Genomic DNA, 22,158 nt, shown 5'->3' with positions numbered 1-22,158 from the left:
TAAGTCCAAAACATACAACTTTGTGAAGTAAATCATATACATTTGTACAAAGACCATAAATTATGAAGAAAATAACCTTATCTCTATTACTTCTCGGTGGGATGTTTGTAACCTCTACACAGGCTCAGGTAAAGCCTGCGCTTACTTGGAAGGATGTCTCTAAATGGAACTATAACCGAGGAAATGCACTTTCTGGCGATGGCCAATGGAGTGCTTGGGCAACAGGACCAACAGAAGGCGACCTTAAAATGGTGATCAAAAAAACCTTTGACACCTTAAGCTACAGCTACCCTATTGGTGCTACGCCTACCTTTACTTTATTCTCCAAAAATTCAAAGTATGCTGCTTTTAAAGTATCTGCAAAAGATGCAGAAGCCAAAGCCGCTAGAAAAACAATGAAACCTTTGTACGACAAATTGTTATTGGTTTCATTGGCAGACAACAAACAAACTACTTTTGAAAAAGTAAGAACCTTTGGTTTTTCTGGAGATGCTGCTGATTGGATCGCCATACAATTTGCTCCACTGGAAACTGCTCCAAAAGACAAAGATGCGGCCAAAGGAACTGATGTACTTTTATATCATTTGGCTAGTAAAAAAAGCTTTAATCTAGGTAATGTTGGTGAATATGCTTTTAACAAAGCAGGTGATAAATTGGCCTACACAGTTGATGCCAATGGACAAAACGGTAACGGTCTTTTCTTAAGAGACATGAAAACTGGCACCATTACGGCTTTAGATAATGACAAAGCAGTTTATAAAAGCATTACGTGGAACGAGGATGGAACCGCCTTTGCTTTACTAAAAGCTAACAAAAACGACAAATACAAAGATGAAGTGTTAAGCGTAATCGGCATCAACAAAATCAATGGCGATTTAACCGCGAAAGTAATTTACAATGGTATTGACGACAGCAATTTCACCAAAGAAATGGGCATCAACGCCAATGCTACTCCATACTGGTCAGATGATCAAAGCACTTTGTTTTTTGGCATCAATACCTTGATCAAAAAAGAAGATAAAAAAGCAGATAGTGCTAAAGCCAAAGGGAAACCAGAGGTTAAAGTGGATAGTGCTGCAAAGGCTAAAGCTGCTCCTGCACCAGAAGTGAAAAAAGATGATATCGAGAAACCAGATATGATCATTTGGAACTGGCAAGATAGACGCCTTCAATCTGCACAGCAAACCCAAGAAATGAGAGATAAAAACTTCAGCTACGTCAGTTCTTATCGCATTGCGGATAAAAAATTCACACAACTTGCCGATAGCAACATGCGCTCTGTAAGTGTTGCTCCAAAGCAATTATATGCCATTGGTTACGACAATACCAAGTACGAACTGATGGGTAATTTGGATGGTCAAAGTTATTCTGACATTTACTTAATTGACCTTAAAACAGGCACCAAAAAGGTATTGTTCGAAAAAATGTACGGCAATAACGGCGGTCGTTTATTGGTAGCTCCCGATGGTAAAATGGCCAGCTATTATGTGGATGGCGTATTTTACAGTGTGAATTTTGAAACTGGTCAAAAAGCTAACCTTACTGGAAACATCAAGGCTTCTTTTGTGGATCAGTTAGATGACCATAACGTAACCAAACCTGCCACTACCAATTATGGTTGGTCGTCGGATTCGAAGTATGCGCTGATCATGGACAACTATGATTTATGGAAGATTTCTGCAGACGGTAAATCAGTAACGGCTCTATCTGACAACTGGAAAAACAAAAAAACAGCGGTGGCTGGCAGATATCGCATTTATGCTAACGAAAAAGGTACCGACCTAAGCAAAGACCAATACTTTACCGTCTTCAATAACGAAACAAAAGACATGGGTATTGGAATCCTTCCAGCAGGCAAATCAAAAATCAATGTATTATTTACCGATGCCAATAGTTATGGCGTTTTAACCAAAGCTGAAAACGCTAAAGTTTTTGCTTTTACCAAAAGTAATTATGCGCAATCTCCTGTATATTATGCTAGCGCTAGCAGCGATTTAGCGGCACCAAAACAGGTAAACACCAACACACCAGATCAAGCTAAGTATGCTTGGACCTCGGGCGTGAAATTGATTAAGTATGTGAGTGCGCATGGCGATACTTTACAGGCAGCCCTTTACTTGCCTGCCAACTACCAAGCGGGAAAATCGTATCCAACCATTACCTACATTTATGAGCGTTTAACTGATGGCTTAAACAACTACAGCATGCCAGGTTTCCCTGGTGGTGGTTTTAATGCAGGGATGTATCTTAGCAACGGTTATGCCGTGTTGATGCCAGATATCAAATACAAACTAAACGACCCAGGAATGTCGGCAGTAGCATGTGTAGTGCCAGCTGTAAAAGCAGCAATTGCCACTGGTGTGGTAGATGAGAAAAACGTAGCGATCCATGGTCACTCTTGGGGTGGTTACCAAACTTCTTTCTTGATTACCCAAACCAACATCTTTAAAGCGGCTGCTGCAGGTGCTCCACTGACCAACATGATCAGTATGTACAGTTTAATTTATTGGAACAGCGGTGGTACCAACCAAGCAATTTTTGAAGCTAGCCAAGGTCGTTTAACACCAGGTTATTGGGACAACTGGGATGCTTTTGCTCGCAACTCACCAATTTATCACATTAAAAACGTGAAAACGCCATTGTTGTTATTGCACAATGATAAAGATGGTGCTGTTGATTTTACCCAAGGGATTGAGTACTATAATGGTTTAAGAAGATTGAACAAGCCAGTAGTAATGATTACCTACAAAGGCGAAAACCACGGTATTGCCAAATTGCCAAATCGTAAAGATTATGCGGTACGTATGATGGAATATTTTGACTACATGTTGAAAGGAAAACCTGCTCCTGAATGGTGGAGCAAAGGGGTTAACCGATTGGATATGGAAAAACATTTGGAAGCTAGAGCTTTTGACGAAGCAGGCAACTAAAAGAAAAGGCGGTGAGTTTCACCGCCTTTTTGCTTTTAAATGCTAGCAATAAATGGCGCCTTTCCAATATATTCGGCACTGTCTAATTGCTCAATGATAAAATTGGCTAAATCTGTCGCGCTAATATAATCCCCTGGACAGTCTTCAAGATTCACTTTAATTCCATTAGCTACATCCGTCTGCTCAATGAGTGGCAACCTTACTAAAGTCCAATCTATCTCACTTTGGGCTAACAGCTCATATTCAACTTGCTTATCGGTAGTAGTTGGACCATAATTGGACCGCATCCAATCCGTAGCTTGTTGCACCTGCTCGCTTTTATGATCATTAGGCGTATCGACGCTCAAACCAGTAATCACGATGTAACGTTTTACATTTAGCTTTTGCATTGCATTTAATACGTTAATGGTAGCCGTGCTAAAAATAGGCGGTTCGCCTTTTGGTTGTCCCAAGGTGCTCAATACCGCCGTACAATCCTTCAGTAAATGCACTATATCGGCTGTGTTTCGGGCGTCTCCCTTTACCTTTTCAATAGCGGGATGATGAAGTTCCAATTGGTCAGGATTTCGCAATAGCATTTTAATACGGAAGCCTTTTTCCAACAACTTTTTCACTAAGTATTTTCCTGATTTTCCTGTGCCGCCAATCACGGCAATATGATGATGATTAGTCATGATCTCTTTATAAAATTTGGGTAATAAAAATAACCTTCGGAAAATCTATATGTCCGACAAATAAGCAAGAACTGCTTTTAGGCAATATTTATAAAGAGATTTTAATACTCGAATTTAGGAAACAAAATCGTTGAATTCAAAACTTTGTTTCCTAAATTTTTAAGATACTACAGGCTTCAGCATGGCAATATAGCCTTCAATGCCCTGTCTAATTTCATCTACGTACAAAAATTCATCGGCCATGTGAGAACGGCCAGAGAACCCTGGTCCACATTTTAAAGATGGAATAGATAACAATGCTTGGTCAGAAGTGGTAGGTGAACCATAAGTGGTTTTGCCCAATGCAATTCCTGATTTAACAATAGGATGATTTTTATCAATAGAAGACGGCTTTAACCTTACCGAACGAGGTTTCACTTCGCAGCTCACGTGTTGTTTAATGATTTCTACCACCTCTTCATTGGTATAGGCATCGGTTACCCTCACATCAACCGTAAAAGTGCAATTAGCGGGCACTACATTGTGTTGTGAGCCTGCATTGATAATAGTTACCGTCATTTTTACTGGGCCAAAAACTTCGGACACTTTAGGAAATTGGTAATTACGGAACCATTCGATATCTGGAAGCGCTTTGTAAATCGCATTTTCACCTTCTTCACGTGCCGCATGTCCTGCTTTACCGTGGGCCGTGCAATCAATCACTAGCAAGCCTTTTTCAGCGATAGCTAGGTGCATCTCAGTAGGTTCACCCACAATGGCAAATTCAAGTTCGCCCAAATCTGGAATCACTAATTCCAATCCATCATTTCCTGAAATTTCTTCTTCGGCAGTTGCCGCTAAACAGAAGTTATATTTTAAACCCTCCTGCTCGTAAAAGTACAAGAAAGTAGCAATCAGCGATACCAAACAGCCACCTGCATCATTACTTCCCAAGCCAAACAATTTGCCATCCTCAATAGCAGCATCGTAAGGATCACGGGTATAGCCCGAATTCGGTTTTACGGTATCATGATGCGAATTAAGCAACACCGTAGGTTTCGACGCATCAAAATGCTTGTTGTAAGCCCAAACATTGTTCAGCTTACGATGCGTTTTAATGCCATGCTCACCTAAAAACTGTGCAATTAAATTTGCCGTTCTATCTTCTTCCTTACTAAAAGACTGAATGCGGATTAAATCACGCAATAATTCAGTACTTTCTTTAATTAACTTTTCTACCATAAAAACTTTATTGTCATTCCGAGGAACGAGGAATCTTTTTCATCGCTTACAGATGCTTCGACAAGCTCAGCATGACAGATTATTTATTCGTTGTATAACCCGCCTGCTTTTTTAGCCGAAAGTTTAATTCCTTTAATTAGCGATGAACTGAAACCATTATGTTCCATTTCATTTAAGCCTGCAATAGTACAACCTTTGGGCGAAGTTACTTTATCTATTTCAGTTTCTGGATGGGTTTCGTTCAATAACAATAAATCTGCTGCTCCTTTAGCCGTTTGCACTGCCATTTTCAAAGCATCGTGCGCATGGAAACCAATCTCTACACCGCCCTGCGAAGCAGCTCTAATGCTGCGCAAAAAGAAGGCAATCCCACAGGCACACAAAGCCGTTGCCGAGGTCATTAAATCTTCCTGAATGGTCACTACGGCACCAACGGTTTCAAACAAAGTCACTACTTCGTTTAAATTTTCATCAGTTGCGCTATCTGTAGCAATGCAGGTCATGCTTTGTCCAATAGAAATGGCCGTATTTGGCATTGCCCTAATAACCTGTACATTTTCGCCAAGCTCCTTACGCACATCCGCACAGGTTACTCCTGAAACTACTGAAACGAAAAGTTGCTTTTCTGGATTTACCGCGGGAGCCAGTTGCACTAAAACTTTCTTTAACTGTTGCGGCAAAACTCCCAACACTACAATATCAGCCCCTTCAATAGCGGCCAAGTTATCATCGCTCACTTTAAATCCAGCGGCTACTTCTTCCGTCATCAACTTAATGTTTCTGCGGGTTAAAGTAATGTTCTCTGCCTTGCAATAAGCTTTATTTACGAGTCCTTTTGCTAAAGAAAGTCCAATATTTCCGCTGCCGATAATGGTTATTTTTTTCATCTTTTTGTGATTACCCAGATTTTATGATTTCACCGATGCTTCGATGGTTTTATTTTAATTGAAAAGCAGTAGTGATGCTCTTTTTAATGTTTAGCCCTGCTATCCGCTTTACTCCGTTGCACTTCGTGTTCGCTGCTATCAGGTTTAGAACGCAAGCACATTGCAATACTACTCCAAGCGTAACATCGTACCTCGCAATGACGACAAAAAGTATATTAAACTCAAAAACACCCCACCCTTCGGGCACCCCTCTAAAAGAGGGGAATTGCAAAGCGCTTAAAAAAAGTCCCCCCAGGGGGTTTAGGGGCTTAATTTCGTGCCAAACGTACCTAACGCTATTTCATTCAACTCATCGGCTTTGCCGATATAAACCGAAGTAACTCCTTTATTAATCGCCTCAAAAGCATTGTGCAATTTAGGAATCATTCCTCCTGCTACAGTTCCATCAGCTTTTAGCGGTTCAAAGTCTACAGAACGGATTTCCCTTACTACCGTAGCATCATCATTCACATCTTTTAATACACCTTTTTTCTCAAAGCAATATACCAAATGTGTTTCATATTGGGCCGACATTGCCACCGCCACTGCCGAAGCAATCGTATCCGCATTGGTATTCAGCAATTGTGTCTCGCCATCATGCGTAATGGCGCAAAGCACTGGCACAAAACCAGCTTGTAATAAGTGTGCTAAAGAAGTAACCGAAACAGAGTTTTCATCCAAATCGCCTACAAAGCCGTAGTCAATCTCCTTTACAGGACGCTTTTTAGCTTTAATGATATTGCCATCAGCGCCAGTTAAACCAATGGCATTGGCTCCTTTTGCTTGCAGTTGCGCAACAATGTTTTTGTTAATCAGCCCTGCATAAACCATGGTCACCACACGCAGCGTTTCAATATCTGTAATCCTGCGTCCATCTACCATTTTTGCTTCAATTCCTAAAGAAGCACTGGTTTCAGTAGCGATTTTACCCCCTCCGTGAATCAATATTTTAGGACCTTCTAAAGAAGTAAAATCTTCCAAAAAGCGGTATAGGTTTTCGGAGTTGTCAATAACGTTTCCGCCTATTTTTATGATGGTTAGTTTTTGCATGTTTTAGGTTATGGGTTATAAGTTATGAGTTATGAGCTTAGGCATTTACACCTGTAACTCGTAACCCAAAACTCTTAACTATTTTATTTCTTCCAACATTGCTTTTAGTACCGCCTGTGCAGACCATAATCTGTTTCCAGCTTCGTGTATGACTAAGGAGTTTGGCCCATCCAATATTTCAGAAGCCAATTCCAAGTCTCTACGAACAGGCAAACAGTGCATTACTTTTGCATTGCTGGTCAATTTCAACTTCTCGTTATCCATCATCCATCCCTCTGGAAAATCTAACAGTTTGCCATATTCCTTGTAGCTGCTCCAGTTCTTCACATAGACATAATCTGCATCAGCAATAGCTTCATCTAGATCATGAGAAATTTTAGCGCCAGAAGTAAAGTTTTCATTAAGTTCAAAACCTTCAGGTTGGGCGATGGTAAAATCTAACATTCCTTCTGCTTGCGCTCTGCTCATCCACTCTGCAAACGAGTTTGGAACTGCCTGCGGCAAAGGTTTGATATGGGGTGCCCAAGCCAACACCACTTTTGGTTTAGCCTTGGCATCAATACGATAGGTCTCCCAAGTTTCATGTATGGTCACCAAATCCGCTAGACTTTGCAACGGGTGTCTGGTGGCACTTTCTAAGCTTACCACTGGTACGCCGCAAAACTTCACGAATTTGTTAAAAAACTCCTCGTTATAGTCTTCTTCTCTGTTTTGCAGCTTGGGGAACGAACGTAAGCCTAGTACATCACAATACTCGCCCATCACGGCAGCAGCTTCACGAATATGCTCCACGGTCGTACCATTCATGATCACACCATCCTGTGTTTCCAAAGCCCAACCTTCCTTGTCCATGTTCATCACCATCACGTTCATCCCTAAATTAAGGGCTGCCTTTTGGGTGCTTAAACGAGTACGCAAACTTGGGTTCATAAACACCAGTCCAAGGGTTTTGTTTTTGCCCAAATCGCTATGCGCATAAGGGTTAGCCTTTAATGCCAAAGCACTTGCTACTAACTGCTTGATGTCGGTTACATCATTTACGGAAGAAAACAACTTCATATTTAAAAGGTATAAGGTTTAAGGTATAGGGTTTTCCTCTACTGTTTTTCTCTATATTATATCGTCATTGCGAGGCACGAAGCAATCTCTATAGCTTTAAGATTGCTTCGTGCCTCGCAATGACGGTTAGTTTATATTACTTCACTAATTCGCCAAATGCCTTTAGGAACGTATCTGCATGTTTCTTGGTCAAGTTCAATGCTGGCAATAAACGGATTACGTTAGGCTTTGCTTCACCTGTAAAGATAAAATGCTTAAACAACAGCTCTTTTTTTACATGTGCTAGTTCTTCAGGCAATTCAATACCAATCATCAAGCCTCTTCCACGCACCTCCTTCACTTGCTCAAATTTCTTTAGCTCTTCAATCAGATAAGCACCTACTTCTTCGGCATTTTTCATTAAGTTATCTTTCTCGATGACTTCCAATACCGCTAATGCTGCAGCACAAGCCAAATGGTTACCGCCAAAAGTGGTTCCCAGCTGTCCGTGCCAAGGCTTAAATTTTGGAGCAATTGAAATCCCTGCAATTGGAAACCCATTGCCCATTCCCTTAGCCATAGTATAAATATCAGCATCTACGCCAGCCCAATCGTGCGAATAGAATTGTCCAGTTCTGCCATAGCCACATTGTACACTATCAGCAATGTATACGGCATTATATTCATCACAAAGTGAACGTATTTTTTGTAAGAAGCTTTTTGAGGCTTCTCTAATTCCGCCCACACCTTGAATGCCTTCAAGAATTACCGCTGCAATTTCATTTCCATGTTTTGCAAATTCATCTACCAAAGCTTGCTCATCATTATGAGGCAAGAAAATAATGTTTTCAGTCTCGTTAACTGGTGCTACAATTTTCGGGTTATCCGTAGCTGCAACAGCCAATGAGGTACGACCGTGAAAAGCACCTTTAAAGGCAATGACTTTCTTTCTACCGTTGTAAAAAGAAGCCAATTTCAACGCGTTTTCGTTAGCTTCCGCTCCAGAGTTACATAAGAATAATTGGTAATCGGTTTTACCAGAAACCTGACCTAATTTCTCTGCCAATTGTACTTGCAAAGGAATTTTGATAGAGTTAGAGTAAAAGCCTACTTTGTTTAACTGCTCGGTTAAACGTTGCACATAATGCGGGTTGGTATGGCCAATGCTAATTACCGCATGACCGCCATACAGGTCTAAATATTGTTGTCCGTTAGCATCCCAAACATTGCTGCCTGATGCTTTAGTGATTTCTATGTCGTTTAATGGATATACGTCGTATAAGTTCATTTTTTTGTGGTTGTTGTCATCCTGAGGAACGAAGGATCTGTTTCATCGCTTGCAGATGCTTCGACGGGCTCAGCATGACAGGTTGTTTAAAAATTAGCTGCTTTCAATTTCAGCCCTACTGTTTCTTCCAAGCCAAACATTAAATTCATATTTTGTACGGCTTGTCCACTGGCGCCTTTTAAAAGGTTATCGATGATGCTGATGATAAATAATTTGTTGCCATGTTTTTCCAAATGGATCAAGCACTTGTTGGTATTTACCACCTGTTTTAAATCGATGTTTTTCCGACTTACATGAGTGAATGGATGACTGGCATAATAGCTTTCGTAAAGTTCATATGCTGCTTCTTCGGTCAAATCGCTTTCAATGTACATCGCTGCCAAAATCCCTCTGGTAAAATCACCACGCTGTGGGATGAAGTTTAAAGCTTCTTTTACTTCGCCTTGCAGCTGAGTTAGGCTCTCGCCTATTTCACCTAAGTGCTGGTGCTCGAAAGCCTTATAAATCGAAAGATTATTATTTCTCCAACTGAAATGTGAGGTTTTGCTCAAACTCTGACCTGCTCCAGTTGACCCCGTAGTGGCATTAATATGCACTTCACTTTGTAGCAAACCTCTTGAAGCCAGTGGCAATAAGCCCATTTGGATACAAGTTGCAAAACAACCTGGATTAGCAATGTTTTGTGCAGTTTGGATTTTTTCCTTATTCAATTCTGGCAAGCCATAAACGAAGTTACGGGTTGCAAATTGCGAGTTTTGAGCTAATCTAAAGTCCTGCGATAAATCGATGATTTTAACTTTTTCGTTTATTGGGTTTACTTCCAAAAATTTCTTTGCATCGCCGTGGCCAACACATAAAAATAGCACGTCAATGTCTTGCGAAATTTGGTCTGTAAATTTCAGGTCAGTATCCCCGAATAAATCAGTGTGTATATCTGAAATTAGATTTCCAGCATTGCTGCTGCTATTTACAAAAGCAATTTCTACTTGTGGGTGATTAACCAAGATGCGTAACATCTCGCCTCCAGTATAACCTGCTCCTCCAATAATTCCTGCCTTTATTTTCATTAGTTTAAAGTTGAATGTTTAAGGATATCTTTATCCCTCTATTTTATAGTTCAATTTTATAAAGTAAAAACTCTTCATCTGGCCCTTGCTTTACAAAACCAATTTGTTCGTAAAGACTTTGCGCTGTAAAATTATCAACGGCTGTTTCTAGCTGAACATAGACAGCGCCTTGTCCTTTCGCAAAATCCATGACCGTTTTAATAAGCGCCTCCCCGATTCCTTGTTTACGGTATTCTGGATTGACAAACAAATCGTTCAATATCCAATTTTTAACCAGCCTTACCGATGAGTACTTCGGATAAAGCTGTGTAAATCCTACAGGATTATTTTCATCCAACGCTACAAAAATCACCGATTCGTTATTCTCCAGTCGGGCGTCGATGAAATCCTTTGCCATTCCTAAATCAGAGAATTTACCGTAAAATATTCTGTACTGATTAAACAAGCCAACAACTAAGTTTGCTTCATTTTGGTCAATACGTTTAATTTCTATTTTACTCATTATCTAATAATAGTTAATCCTTCGACAATTCATAAGATTGCTTCGTACCTCGCAATGACGACAAGGATCAGAAACCTTTTAGACTTTTCTGTCTTTCGGACTCTCCTTCTACTTCTCAGTATTTACTTTATGCCAAATCATTACTTGGTTACCGAATATTTTAGAAAAACCTTTTACGTCTTCTCCAGACCAAGCATTATTCATTTCTCCGTAGCTACCAAATTTATTACTCATTAAATCGTTAGCACTTTCGATACCAATGATGTGGAAACGATATGGCAACAACTCTACAAATACTTTTCCGTTAACGGTGCTTTGTGTAGAAGTCAAGAAAGCCTCCATATCTCTCATAATTGGATCGTGGAATTGACCTTCATGCAACCAGTTACCATAGAAAGAAGACAAGTTCTCTTTCCAGCTCAACTGCCATTTGGTTAAGGTGTGTTTCTCTAAAGCGTGGTGAGCTTTGATGATAACCATCGGCCCTGCTGCCTCAAAGCCTACACGACCTTTAATGCCAATAATAGTATCGCCAACGTGGATATCACGGCCAACACCAAAAGGAGCAGCAATAGCTTGCAATTTCTGGATAGCTCTTACGGGTTCCAACTTCTCGCCATCAACCGCAACCAATTCACCTTTTTCAAAAATTAATTCTACTTTCTTAGATTCTGTTTCAGTTACTTGAGTTGGCCAAGCACTTTCTGGTAAAGTTTGGTTAGAAGTCAATGTTTCTGCACCACCTACTGAAGTACCCCACAAACCTTTGTTAATCGAATATTTTGCTTTCTCAGCCGTATAAACCACACCGTGTTTGGCTAAATATTCAATTTCTGCTTCGCGTGATAATTTTAAATCTCTAATTGGCGTAATGATTTCTACATTAGGAATCAGGATATTGAAAATCATATCAAAACGCACTTGATCATTTCCCGCACCAGTACTTCCATGAGCTACATAATCAGCACCAATTTTCTTTACGTAATTGGCAATTGCCGTAGCTTGGCAAACACGCTCCGCACTTACCGATAGTGGATAAGTAGCATTTTTTAATACATTACCAAAAATCAAATACTTGATGCTGTCGTTGTAATAGTTTTCGGTTTCATCAACCGCAGCGTGCGATGTTACACCTAAAGCATAAGCCCGTGCTTCAATTTCCTTTAACTCTTCTTCAGAAAAACCACCAGTATTTACCACTACAGAGTGTACTTCTAAATTTCTGTCTTTAGTTAAATGGATGCAACAGAATGAGGTATCTAAACCTCCGCTAAATGCTAAAACAACTTTCTTTTTCATTTCGTATTTACCTATTTTAACCACCTTAGAGACCTAAGAAAACCGAAGCTTTAATACACTAAGGAATCTTAGGTGGTTCATTAATTAATTTTCTATTTACTTATCAAAGCCAAAAACAACAACAGCGATTTCAAATCGTTATTTCCTTTATTTTTTTCGATTAAACGCTGCTTAATACGCATAAATCTTTCATAAAGCTTCGGCTTTTTCTGCAACTCTTCCGCAAATTCTTTGGCTGCTTCGTGTTTCTTTTCTTTTGGATCGTACAACATTGCGGTACACATGCAGTTCTTACGTTCCTTCATTTTAAGGATTTCGAAGTTGACACAGCTTTGGCAGCCTTTCCAAAATTCTTCATCTTGGGTAAGTTCCGAGTAGGTTACGGGCTCATAGCCTAAGTCAGAGTTGATCTTCATTACGGCCAATCCAGTAGTTAAACCAAATATTTTTGCTTTTGGATATAGCTTTCTTGACAAGGCGAAGATTTCCTCTTTAATGGCTTTTGCCAATCCTGCTTTACGGAATTTAGGGCTTACAATTAAGCCAGAATTGGCCACAAATTGGCCATGACTCCAAGTTTCGATGTAGCAAAATCCAGCCCACGTTCCATCCTTATGGAAAGCGATTACCGACTTTCCTTCCTGCATTTTGCCAGCTACGTATTCTGGCGAACGTTTAGCGATACCTGTTCCTCTAGCCTTTGCTGATTCAGCCATTTCTTCAACTATTTCTTCAGCAAAAACACGATGTTCAGGAAGTGCAACTTGCACTATAAAATCGTTATTATTCATTAATTCTTTAACGAAAAAATATGGTATTCTTGTTAATTGGGTTTTTATTGAGGATCAATTCCTCATGGGTTTAAGTTCCCTACGGGTATGACTTAAATCCGCGGCGTAAAGAGTTGCCGACTTGTAGTGATATGGAATACGGGTCGTAAACGTTCAATAAAATAGCCGTTAGGGGCCATGCTTTTGGCCTCTAAAACAGATAATTTATGGACGATTTGTTTACTCACTTTTTTATAAAATCAATACTATTGAATTGATTGTGCCGCAAAGGTTTAAATAAAAATTGAGTTGTGCAATAGAATTCGTATTTTTTTACATTTTGTTTAACATTCCTTAATATTCGAAAAAGCAGGAATATCTGATATTTATGTCCCACTTGTAGCGAAACAGATTAACCTTGCGTATTGCCTTAAAAGAAATCGACCGCTAGCATTCGAAATCCTTTATTTAACAAAGTTTAACATCGAAATAAAATCGATAAAACCAATATTTGTATATTTATAACTTAATTTTCAGACAGACTAAATTGTCATCAACTCTTTAACATGAATACAACCTATACAAAATCATCATTCAAAGCTTTATTTCTTTTGCTTGCGATTGCCGCAGTTACTTTAATTTCTGCTTGTGGAAAAAGTGACACACCAGTTGCAAACTATGGATCTCTAAGTATCTACAATGCTTCTCCTAGCTCAACCACTTACGATGCGTATATTAACACTACGAAAGCCAATAGTGCCGCACTACCTTATGCTGGCGGCATAAAATATGCCCAACTTAATACCGGCACTTATGATGTTAAGTTCACCACAGCTGGCGAAACTGCTTCTATTTATACCAAAAATGTTGCTATAGCAACTAGCGCTTTTTCTACCTTATATCTGGTAGGTACTAGCGGTAATTTCGACGGGCTACTTTTAACTGATGACTTTTCAAACACCTCTACGGAAAAAGCTTATGTTCGTTTTATCAACCTATCTCCAGATGCAGCGGCTTTAGATTTAGGCATTAAAGATGCCACTACTAATCTTGCTACCAATAAAGCGTATAAGGCCTACAGCGGGTTTGTAGCCGTTGATCCTGGTGCAAAAGTATTAGAAATCAAAGGCGCTTCAACTACCACCGTAAAAGCTACGGTTGAAAGAACACTTGTAAAAGGTACTTTCTATACCGTACTTGCAGGCGGGAAAGTTACCCCAGATGCTAATGAAAGGACTTTCAACGGGCAAATCATTGTACATCAATAATTACCTGCCAAACCTAAAAAAATAAGCTAGGGGATCTATTTCGTTTCGTAGCATTCCCACGATCATATTGGCCCCTATTACCGAGAACGTAATTCCATTCCCTCCAAATCCCAAGCAAAAATAACTGTTTGGGAATTTGGGGTGAGGGCCAATGTAAGGCAATCCATCCTTTGTTTCGCCAAAAGTACCACACCAAGCAAAGTCGGCAATGAAGTCAATATTGGGCATCAGCTTATTGATGGCCTTCAAAAGTTTCTTCTCTTTTTTGTTTAACAAGGCATCTCGCAATACTGGATTTCTAAAATTTTCGTCTTCACCCCCTACCAAAAGACGGTGATCTGCAGTACTCCGCATATACAAATATGGGCTATCTGTATTCCAAAAAAGCGTATCATAAATGGCAGAGGTAGCGCCATTCATACGTTCGCTAACCATCGCATAAGTGCTTTTTAAATTCACTATTTTCTCTGGAATGAGCTTTGCACTTTCATAACCAGTGCAATAAATGATCTTTTTCGCTCTAATTTTAGAATTGGTATCTGTTTCTACCAACACTTCATCTTTTAGATATTTAACTTTCATCAGCTCGGTTTTATCAAAAACGGCTAAACCTCTCTTGTGGTTATACGCCAACAGTTCATGAGCCAACCTAAAAGCATCTACACTAGCGCCATCTGCTGATAAAATCCCACCTTCCGATTGCAAACCATAGTTAGCCTGAATTTGCTCTTTATCCAACCATTTCACATCGAATCCTGCTTTCAGTCTTTTCTCAAATTCCAATTTCAGCCACTTTTCATCTTTTCCGCTTCCCGCAAAGTAAAGTGAGTTTTTAGATTGAAATCCCGCTTCTGATTTAATTTCTTCAGCAATTTTCTTCAAATCCCAAATGGAGTTCCTACAAGCTTTGTAGCTGGACACTGCCCCAACTTCTCCTATTAATTTCTCCAGTTGATATAAAGGCACATCAATTTCATATTGTAGCATCGACGTGGTTGCGGAAGTGCTTCCATTGGCAATTTCCCGCTTATCAATAAGCAAGGTATTGAAACCCTCGGCCACGCAAGCATGCGCCATTAATGCTCCTGTGATCCCTGCACCAACAATTAAAACATCGCAAACCATATCTTTTCGTAAAGAAGGATAAGCATTTAAAATACCATTGTTGACTAGCCAATAAGGCTCATTAGATCTAATGTCCATAAGATGTTTTTTTTCAACAACAGTAGAAAAGCGAAAAAGTTACGAGCTTACAAACATCTTTATTTAGAATAATTAAAAATAATTTGGATTAAACGGAGCGGTGTCGTTAATTTGCAGCAGTTTAGAATTAATCCAAATAATAATAAAATGAAAATACGACTCCGTTTAGCGCTCATACTTTTGATTATATTTCATAATACGGCCTTTGCTCAACAAAATGGAAGTATAAAAGGGAAAATAACGACATCTGACGGCCAGCCCGCTGCTTTTATCAGCATAGGGCTGAAAGAAAAAACACAAAATACGTTAACTGATGATAACGGAGCCTACACTTTCCATAAGATAAAACCAGGTAGCTATATCTTAAAAGTTAGTGCGGTTGGCTTAAACACCCAAGAAGAATCAATTACCGTTAGTGCGGGAGAAACAGCGTATGTAAACTTCATACTTACTGAAAATAATGAGGCATTAAAAGAAGTAACTATTGCAGGTAAGAAAAACAAGTATAAAGTAAGCTTGCCGTCCGCCTCCCTCAGGTTAAACGAACCTCTCTTAGAAGCAGCACAGAATATACAAACTGTGAGCGAACAGCTCATTAAAGATCAACAAATCATCAGCATGAGCGACGGTTTAGTAAGAAACGTAAGTGGTGCAGCCAGAGCTGAGCATTGGGGAGACTTATACACCAACATCAAAATGAGAGGTTCTCAAGTACAGGCAATGCGTAACGGCTTCAATTTTGTGAATTCTTACTGGGGGCCATTAACTGAAGACATGAGCTTTGTAGACCATATCGAGTTTGTAAAAGGACCTGCTGGCTTTATGCTAGGTAACGGCGACCCAAGTGGGCTATACAATGTAGTAACCAAAAAGCCTACAGGAATTAACAAAGGAGAGGTTTCTTTCACCGTGGGAAGCTATGATCTGTATAGAACCGCTATTGATTTCGATCATAAAATTACCAACGATGGCAAGCTGCTATTTAGGCTAAATGCAGCGGCACAAACCAAAGGTTCTTTTAGGCCTTTTGAAAACAACGATCGCTATACTTTTGCGCCATCATTGAGCTATCAATTAAGCAATAAAACCAAAATCACAGCCGAGTATGCTTTACAAAATGCAAAAATGACGGAAGTAGGTTCATATTACATTTTTAGTCCTAATGGCTATGCTACTTTACCAAGAAACTTTACTCTAACTCAGCCCGGAGTACCCGATACCAGAATAAACGACCATAGTTCATTTATAAACTTGCAGCATAATTTCAGCGATACTTGGAAAGCCACTGCGCAAGTAGCGTATTCAAAATATTTACAAAATGGCTACAGCTCTTGGCCTTCCGCAGTCTACACTAATAACACCATCATTAGAAATGTAGCCATTTGGGATGCAGAAAGCACCATGAAATTGGCTCAATTCTTCGTGAATGGTCAAGCTAAAACTGGTGGTATTGTACATAGAATTTTAGTAGGATTTGATGGTGGTAAAAAAGATTACATGGCTGATTGGGGACAATCGCATGATTTAGATTTACCAAGTGCACCTTTTAACGTTAACAATCCCAATTACGGATATCCAGCAAACGGATATCCAGCTTTTGATAGAAGCACTAGCTTAAAAGTAAGAGCTGGAACGAATATCATCGACCAAAAATATCTAAGTGCTTACTTACAAGATGAGCTAGGTTTCTTTGACAATAAACTAAGGTTAACTTTAGCTGGGCGATATACTTATGTTAACCAATCTGCTTACGGCGCCAATGCTGAAAAAGCAAAAAAGGTTACGCCAAGAATTGGTTTAAGTTACTCAATTGATAAAAACACTGCCGTTTATGCCGTTTACGATCAGTCCTTCTTGCCACAGTCGGGCATTTTGCGCAATGGCGAAAAAAACCTTCCACTAACTGGTACCAATTACGAAGCTGGGATTAAAAAAGATTGGTTAGATGGCAAGTGGAACACTACCGTATCGGTTTACCGTATCTTGAAACAAAATGAGTTAGCTGCTGATCCAACAAATACCGCTGGTGAAAGCTACAGCATCGTTATCGGCGAAAAAAGGGCTCAAGGTATTGAGTTTGATCTTCGTGGTGAAATCATATCTGGCTTAAAATTGATTGCTAACTACGCTTATACGGATGGAAAAGTAACCAAAGTTGCTCCTGGCGTTAAAAGCGTTGCCGTTGGAGAGGTCGTACCAGGCTTTGCTAAACATACCGCTAACGCATGGTTAAGCTACACTTTGCAAAATGGTACCTTAAAAGGTGCTGGCATTTCGGCTGGCTTTAGTCATTTAGCTGGCCGTGCCATGGGTACTTTCAGCGGCACCAACGAGGAGCGAAACCTACCTGATTACTTTAAACTAGATGGCGGATTATTTTGGGAGAACAAGAGCCTGAGGATAAATGCTAATGTATTTAACGTATTAGACAAATATTTATACACAGGTGCTTACTACACGGGCTATTGGAATGCCCCTAGTTACGACTTGGGCGTGTATTCGTGGCAAGCAGAAGCGCCAAGAAATTATAGGTTAAGTATTGCCTATAAATTTTAATTAACCTTCTTATTGCCAAAACCAACCTGGCTAGAAGCTAGGTTGGTTTTGCTTTAGATTAAACCGTATGGGCTATAAAAAACCGATAAAAAATAAACATACATTTAAGTATTGGATAGGTAGGCTGCACCTGTGGCTTGGCTTATTATCAGGACTATTTGTAGTTTTCTTGGGTATTACAGGCTGCATCTTGGCTTTCGAAAGGGAAATCGAGGATGCGACTCAACCCTACCGCTTTACAGAAACACAAAGTAAGCCCCTTTTAGCGCCTACGCAACTCAAGGCCATTGCCGATAAAGCCCTACCCAACAAAAAAGCGCATAGCGTAACTTATCAGCCTGGTAGAACGACACAAGTTGTTTATTACCACGATTCGCCGACCTATTACTATATCGTATTTGTCAATCAGTACACTGGAGAAGTCCTGAAGGTAAAAAACATGGATGAGGACTTTTTCAGAGTCGTGATTATGGGCCATTACTACCTATGGTTGCCTCCGCAAATTGGCCAACCTATACTCACCACAGCAACCATGATGTTTGTCTTCTTGCTCATCTCTGGTCTAATTTTATGGTGGCCAAAGAGCAAAGCAGCAAGAAAACAACGGTTCACGGTAAAACTGAAATCAAAATGGCGCAGGCTAAATTATGACCTACACAATGTATTGGGCTTTTACATTGCCTTCATCGCCATATTTATTGGTTTAACGGGAATGATCATGGGATTTCAGTGGTTTGCCAAATCGGTTTACTGGGCAAGCTCTGGAGGTAAAAGCATGAACCTTTTTGAAGAAACCTATTCTGATACTACATATTCGGCTAAACTTCAATTAAATGCTGCGGCCGCTGACCAACTTTGGGCTAAATCTCTTAAAGAAGACCCCTCTTTTCAGGGCAGCATCGACGTACATATTCCTGAGGATACAAAAGGTGCGATAGAGATTGCTAAAAATCCAGATCCAAATACTTATTGGAAAGCCGATTACCGATACTTTGATCAGCATACGTTAAAAAAAATTGAGGTAAAGCATGTCTTTGGTAGATTTAAGAATACGAGTACAGCAGATAAAATCATCCGAATGAATTACGATATCCATATTGGAGCAATTGCAGGCTTGCCTGGAAAAATCCTAGCGTTTATCGCCAGTTTAATTGCTGCGAGCTTACCAATTACTGGATTAGTTATTTGGATTGGACGAAAAAAGAAAAAATCTAACCCATCCAAACAGCCGAAAACACAAATAAATTAAAATCAATCCCATTAAAATGAAAAAAATAAACTTAATTATCGTGTTAATATGTGCCGCTATGAGTGTTGCGGCCCAAAACAAGTTAGAACAAGATCGCAACGCTATTAAATCATTGGCAGGCTTCTATAAAGTTACTTTTAACTACGCAGAGACCTTTTCTCCTGATGATGATTACAAGTTTCATGACAGACACCGCTCTTCAGCTAAAGAGATTGCCATCATTGTAGAAGATTCGCCTAAAAAAATCGTGATCCAACACCTTTTGGTCATGAGAGGCGACAGCATGATCATTAAGCACTGGCGTGAGGATTGGACTTATGAAGATCCAAAAATATTAGCTTTTGAAAAAGAAGACACCTGGAAAAACGTAACCTTAAAGCCAGAAGAATATAAAGGCAAATGGACCCAAAAGGTTTTTCAAGTAGATGACAGTCCACGTTACCAAGCCATTGGTAGCTGGGTTCATGTTGATGGTAGATCACAATGGTTAAGCTATTCAGATTCGCCGCTTCCACGCCGTGAGCATACTGAACGTAACGACTATAACGTATTGAACCGTCGTAACTTTGTATACATCACCCCTACGGGATGGATGTTTGAGCAAGACAACAAGAAAATTGTTCGTGCGCCAGGTGCAAAAGATAAATTAATTGCCCAAGAAAAAGGTTTAGAGGAGTTTGTGAAAACAGATCCAAAGTCATTTGGCTACGCACAGGAATGGTGGAAAAAGAACGAAGGTTTCTGGAAAGATGCTCGTGACATTTGGGATAATGTATTTGCCAACAACAGCACCATTAAATTAACTTCGAAAGTAGACAACAAGCTCCTTTACGAAAAATTCTTCGCCGCTAATGCGCAATCGGTAAAAGAGAACTGGACTTCGGCTAAAAACAAAGAAGAAATCACCAAAATCATCAATGCTTATTTGGTAAAAGGATAATTCCTTTTCACCCATAGATCGAAATGCTTTGTGCACACAAATTTATATCTTGTGGCACAAAGCATTTTTGTTATGTCCCGAATCCTATTATTTGCGATACTTAGTCTTGGCTGTCTCCAATCCTTTGCACAAGACCTCAACTACGCCAAAAAAACCATCAGCACGCTTACCTCAAAAAAATATTGGGGACGCGGTTACACCAATAATGGCATGGGCAAGGCTGCCGATTTTATTGAAAACGAGTTCAAAAAGTTTGGGCTTTCTCCATTGAGCGGCAATAGCTACAAGCAGTTCTTCTCTTTTCCCGTAAACACTTTCCCAAGCAACATGTCGCTGAAACTAAACGGGAAAACATTAATCCCTGGTAAGGATTTTATCGTCCATCAGGCCAGCAAGGGTACTACCGCTAGCGATAGTTTAATTCAAAAAGACAGTACTACTTATTTAAGTAAAAGCGGCCAAATTGCCATTAGCCTGCAACCCAAGCTTACATGGTCAGTTTCGCAGCAGGCTCTTGATTACACCATTGTAGAGGTCAACAAAAATTCGGTTTCATTGCCCCTTTCACACATCGAGCTTAATATGACCAATGAACTGGTCCCCAATTTTACCGCAGCTAATGTCGGCGCCATCATTAAGGGAACGACAAAACCCGATTCGATTTTGGTATTTACCGCTCACTATGATCATTTGGGTGGCATGGGTTCAAAAACCTTTTTCCCAGGAGCTAATGATAACGCCAGCGGCGTAGCCATGTTGCTAGATTTGGCCAAGTACTATGCTGTCCATCCACCGAAATACAGCGTCGCTTTTATCTGCTTTGCGGCCGAAGAAGCAGGCTTATTGGGTTCCAAATACTTCACCGAAAACCCTTTGATTCCTCTTAAAAACATTCGCTTTTTATGGAATTTAGACTTGGTTGGCACGGGCGAAACGGGTGCAACCGTGGTAAACGCCACCATTCACGCACAAGAATTTGCTTTGCTGAACAAAATCAACAACGAAAAGCAATTGCTCGCAAAAATTAACGCTAGAGGCAAGGCTGCCAACAGCGATCATTATTTCTTTACAGAAAAGGGTGTGCCTGCATTTTTTCTTTATACACAAGGTGGTATTGCGGCTTATCATGATGTAGATGATAAAGCGGAAACATTGCCCTTAACGGCTTACGAAAATTTGTTTAAACTGTTTGTTGATTTTAGTACAGCTATCACCAACTAATGGATGAAATCCAAAGAACAATTGGGCCTACGACTGCTTGAGTCGATCATACATCAATTTAAACGTGGGAGACGGCAACTTCAACTGCTGCATTTGATGAACCACATATCCTGTTAGGGATTCAAGCTCCGTTTTTGCAGCATGCTTTGCCCTGTCTACCTGCATAGAGGAAGTGGTGGCATAAGGTAATTTACAAAGGTTTTGATAAGTTAACGATTCTATATCGTCTGGAAGCCCTACGTTGCTAGCTTTGGCCAAGCTGCACACTTCATGAATGAGCTGCCGTAGCGAACGGTCCATTTCCTGATCTTCCACAATTTGTCCTACGCTTTGGTGATAGAATGAGGTAGCGGTGGCAATAGCAGATACAAAAACAAATTTCCTCCAAATTACTTGTGTTATTTCTTGTGTTAACGTGGCTTCGATACCTGCTTGTTGCAATGTTTCCGCTAACCATAAAAGTTGGTCATCTTTTAAGTCCTTGTGGCCAAAAAACAAGCTCGATACTTTTCCTGTGTTTTCCACTAAACCTGGCGCAGCTAGCCTAGCCACCAAATAAACACAACCTGCTAGCGCCAAGTTTTGGGGATAAGCCGCTTGTATTTTCTCGCGATGATCCACACCGTTTAACAAAGGCAATATGACAGTATGTTCAGCAATGCAGGGTTTTAATTGTAAAAGGCATTCGTCCAAATCGTAATTTTTAATGCACAGCACCACGTAATCTACTGGGCCAATCCACGTCGGATCATCCGTAGCTAAATGAGGCTTTGTGTTAAAACGTTCATTTCCTTCCACTACTGTTAAACCATTTGCTTGTATGGCCGATAGGTTTTCTCCTCGCGCTAAAAAATAAATGGCAAGCTCATCGCTATGCTGATACGACTTGGCTAACCTTCCTCCAAAATATCCGCCTACTCCCCCAATACCTACTACTAAAATTTTCTTCATCTCCC

Annotated in this window: 18 protein-coding genes; 6 read left to right on the top strand and 12 right to left on the bottom strand. The window is 40.0% G+C overall.

Going from position 1 to position 22,158, the window contains the following annotated elements; all coding sequences use genetic code 11:
• The first annotated feature begins 62 nt into the window (after nt 1–62).
• Nucleotides 63–2,930 carry a S9 family peptidase gene (locus tag DUT70_RS12585; protein ID WP_113647683.1) on the top strand — a complete coding sequence of 956 codons (2,868 nt, stop codon included), beginning with the start codon at nt 63–65 and terminating at the stop codon, nt 2,928–2,930.
• Between the two features lie 35 nt (nt 2,931–2,965).
• On the opposite strand, the gene DUT70_RS12580 is transcribed toward DUT70_RS12585, so the two are convergent.
• From DUT70_RS12580 to DUT70_RS12530, 10 genes are all read right to left on the bottom strand, one after another.
• On the bottom strand, nt 2,966–3,604 hold the full coding sequence (locus tag DUT70_RS12580) for an NAD(P)-dependent oxidoreductase (protein ID WP_113647682.1): 639 nt from the start codon (nt 3,602–3,604) through the stop codon (nt 2,966–2,968).
• Between the two features lie 159 nt (nt 3,605–3,763).
• Nucleotides 3,764–4,825, bottom strand: a complete 1,062-nt coding sequence (locus DUT70_RS12575) for a M20 family metallo-hydrolase (protein ID WP_113647681.1) — start codon at nt 4,823–4,825, stop codon at nt 3,764–3,766.
• 83 nt (nt 4,826–4,908) lie between these two features.
• Nucleotides 4,909–5,712, bottom strand: coding sequence for a pyrroline-5-carboxylate reductase (proC, locus tag DUT70_RS12570; RefSeq protein WP_113647680.1), 804 nt, complete (start codon nt 5,710–5,712; stop codon nt 4,909–4,911).
• Between the two features lie 300 nt (nt 5,713–6,012).
• A complete protein-coding gene (gene argB, locus DUT70_RS12560; RefSeq protein ID WP_113647678.1) occupies nt 6,013–6,801 on the bottom strand; it encodes an acetylglutamate kinase in 789 nt (262 codons plus the stop codon).
• 78 nt (nt 6,802–6,879) lie between these two features.
• On the bottom strand, nt 6,880–7,860 hold the full coding sequence (locus tag DUT70_RS12555; RefSeq protein ID WP_113647677.1) for a Rossmann-fold NAD(P)-binding domain-containing protein: 981 nt from the start codon (nt 7,858–7,860) through the stop codon (nt 6,880–6,882).
• A 136-nt stretch (nt 7,861–7,996) separates the two neighbouring features.
• Nucleotides 7,997–9,127, bottom strand: a complete 1,131-nt coding sequence (locus DUT70_RS12550; RefSeq protein ID WP_113647676.1) for an aspartate aminotransferase family protein — start codon at nt 9,125–9,127, stop codon at nt 7,997–7,999.
• Between the two features lie 86 nt (nt 9,128–9,213).
• Entirely contained in the window at nt 9,214–10,194 is a 981-nt protein-coding gene (gene argC / locus DUT70_RS12545; RefSeq protein WP_113647675.1) for an N-acetyl-gamma-glutamyl-phosphate reductase, read from the bottom strand.
• A gap of 43 nt (nt 10,195–10,237) precedes the next feature.
• Nucleotides 10,238–10,696, bottom strand: coding sequence for a GNAT family N-acetyltransferase (locus tag DUT70_RS12540; RefSeq protein WP_113647674.1), 459 nt, complete (start codon nt 10,694–10,696; stop codon nt 10,238–10,240).
• A gap of 108 nt (nt 10,697–10,804) precedes the next feature.
• Nucleotides 10,805–11,995, bottom strand: a complete 1,191-nt coding sequence (gene argG / locus DUT70_RS12535; RefSeq protein ID WP_113647673.1) for an argininosuccinate synthase — start codon at nt 11,993–11,995, stop codon at nt 10,805–10,807.
• A 92-nt stretch (nt 11,996–12,087) separates the two neighbouring features.
• Entirely contained in the window at nt 12,088–12,786 is a 699-nt protein-coding gene (locus DUT70_RS12530) for a GNAT family N-acetyltransferase (protein WP_113647672.1), read from the bottom strand.
• A 545-nt stretch (nt 12,787–13,331) separates the two neighbouring features.
• Here DUT70_RS12530 and DUT70_RS12525 point away from each other — a divergent pair.
• On the top strand, nt 13,332–14,033 hold the full coding sequence (locus tag DUT70_RS12525) for a DUF4397 domain-containing protein (RefSeq protein WP_113647671.1): 702 nt from the start codon (nt 13,332–13,334) through the stop codon (nt 14,031–14,033).
• On the opposite strand, the gene DUT70_RS12520 is transcribed toward DUT70_RS12525, so the two are convergent.
• Nucleotides 14,034–15,236, bottom strand: a complete 1,203-nt coding sequence (locus DUT70_RS12520) for an NAD(P)/FAD-dependent oxidoreductase (RefSeq protein ID WP_113647670.1) — start codon at nt 15,234–15,236, stop codon at nt 14,034–14,036. It lies immediately after the preceding gene.
• 147 nt (nt 15,237–15,383) lie between these two features.
• On the opposite strand from DUT70_RS12520, the gene DUT70_RS12515 reads away from it, so the two are divergent.
• From DUT70_RS12515 to DUT70_RS12500, 4 genes are all read left to right on the top strand, one after another.
• Nucleotides 15,384–17,792, top strand: a complete 2,409-nt coding sequence (locus tag DUT70_RS12515) for a TonB-dependent receptor (RefSeq protein ID WP_113647669.1) — start codon at nt 15,384–15,386, stop codon at nt 17,790–17,792.
• A 67-nt stretch (nt 17,793–17,859) separates the two neighbouring features.
• Nucleotides 17,860–19,041, top strand: a complete 1,182-nt coding sequence (locus DUT70_RS12510; protein ID WP_113647668.1) for a PepSY-associated TM helix domain-containing protein — start codon at nt 17,860–17,862, stop codon at nt 19,039–19,041.
• A gap of 16 nt (nt 19,042–19,057) precedes the next feature.
• On the top strand, nt 19,058–19,981 hold the full coding sequence (locus DUT70_RS12505) for a DUF6607 family protein (protein ID WP_128353361.1): 924 nt from the start codon (nt 19,058–19,060) through the stop codon (nt 19,979–19,981).
• Between the two features lie 72 nt (nt 19,982–20,053).
• Complete coding sequence (locus tag DUT70_RS12500) at nt 20,054–21,202, top strand: M28 family metallopeptidase (RefSeq protein WP_113647666.1); 1,149 nt, start codon at nt 20,054–20,056, stop codon at nt 21,200–21,202.
• A 27-nt stretch (nt 21,203–21,229) separates the two neighbouring features.
• Here DUT70_RS12500 and DUT70_RS12495 read toward each other — a convergent pair whose 3' ends face one another.
• Complete coding sequence (locus DUT70_RS12495) at nt 21,230–22,153, bottom strand: ketopantoate reductase family protein (RefSeq protein ID WP_113647665.1); 924 nt, start codon at nt 22,151–22,153, stop codon at nt 21,230–21,232.
• Nucleotides 22,154–22,158: the final 5 nt, after the last annotated feature.

Source organism: Pedobacter chitinilyticus (genome assembly GCF_003313385.1).
GTDB classification, from domain to species: Bacteria; Bacteroidota; Bacteroidia; order Sphingobacteriales; family Sphingobacteriaceae; genus Pedobacter; species Pedobacter chitinilyticus.
Note: the sequence above shows the minus strand (reverse complement) of the source record. Positions and strands in the feature narration are given on the sequence as shown.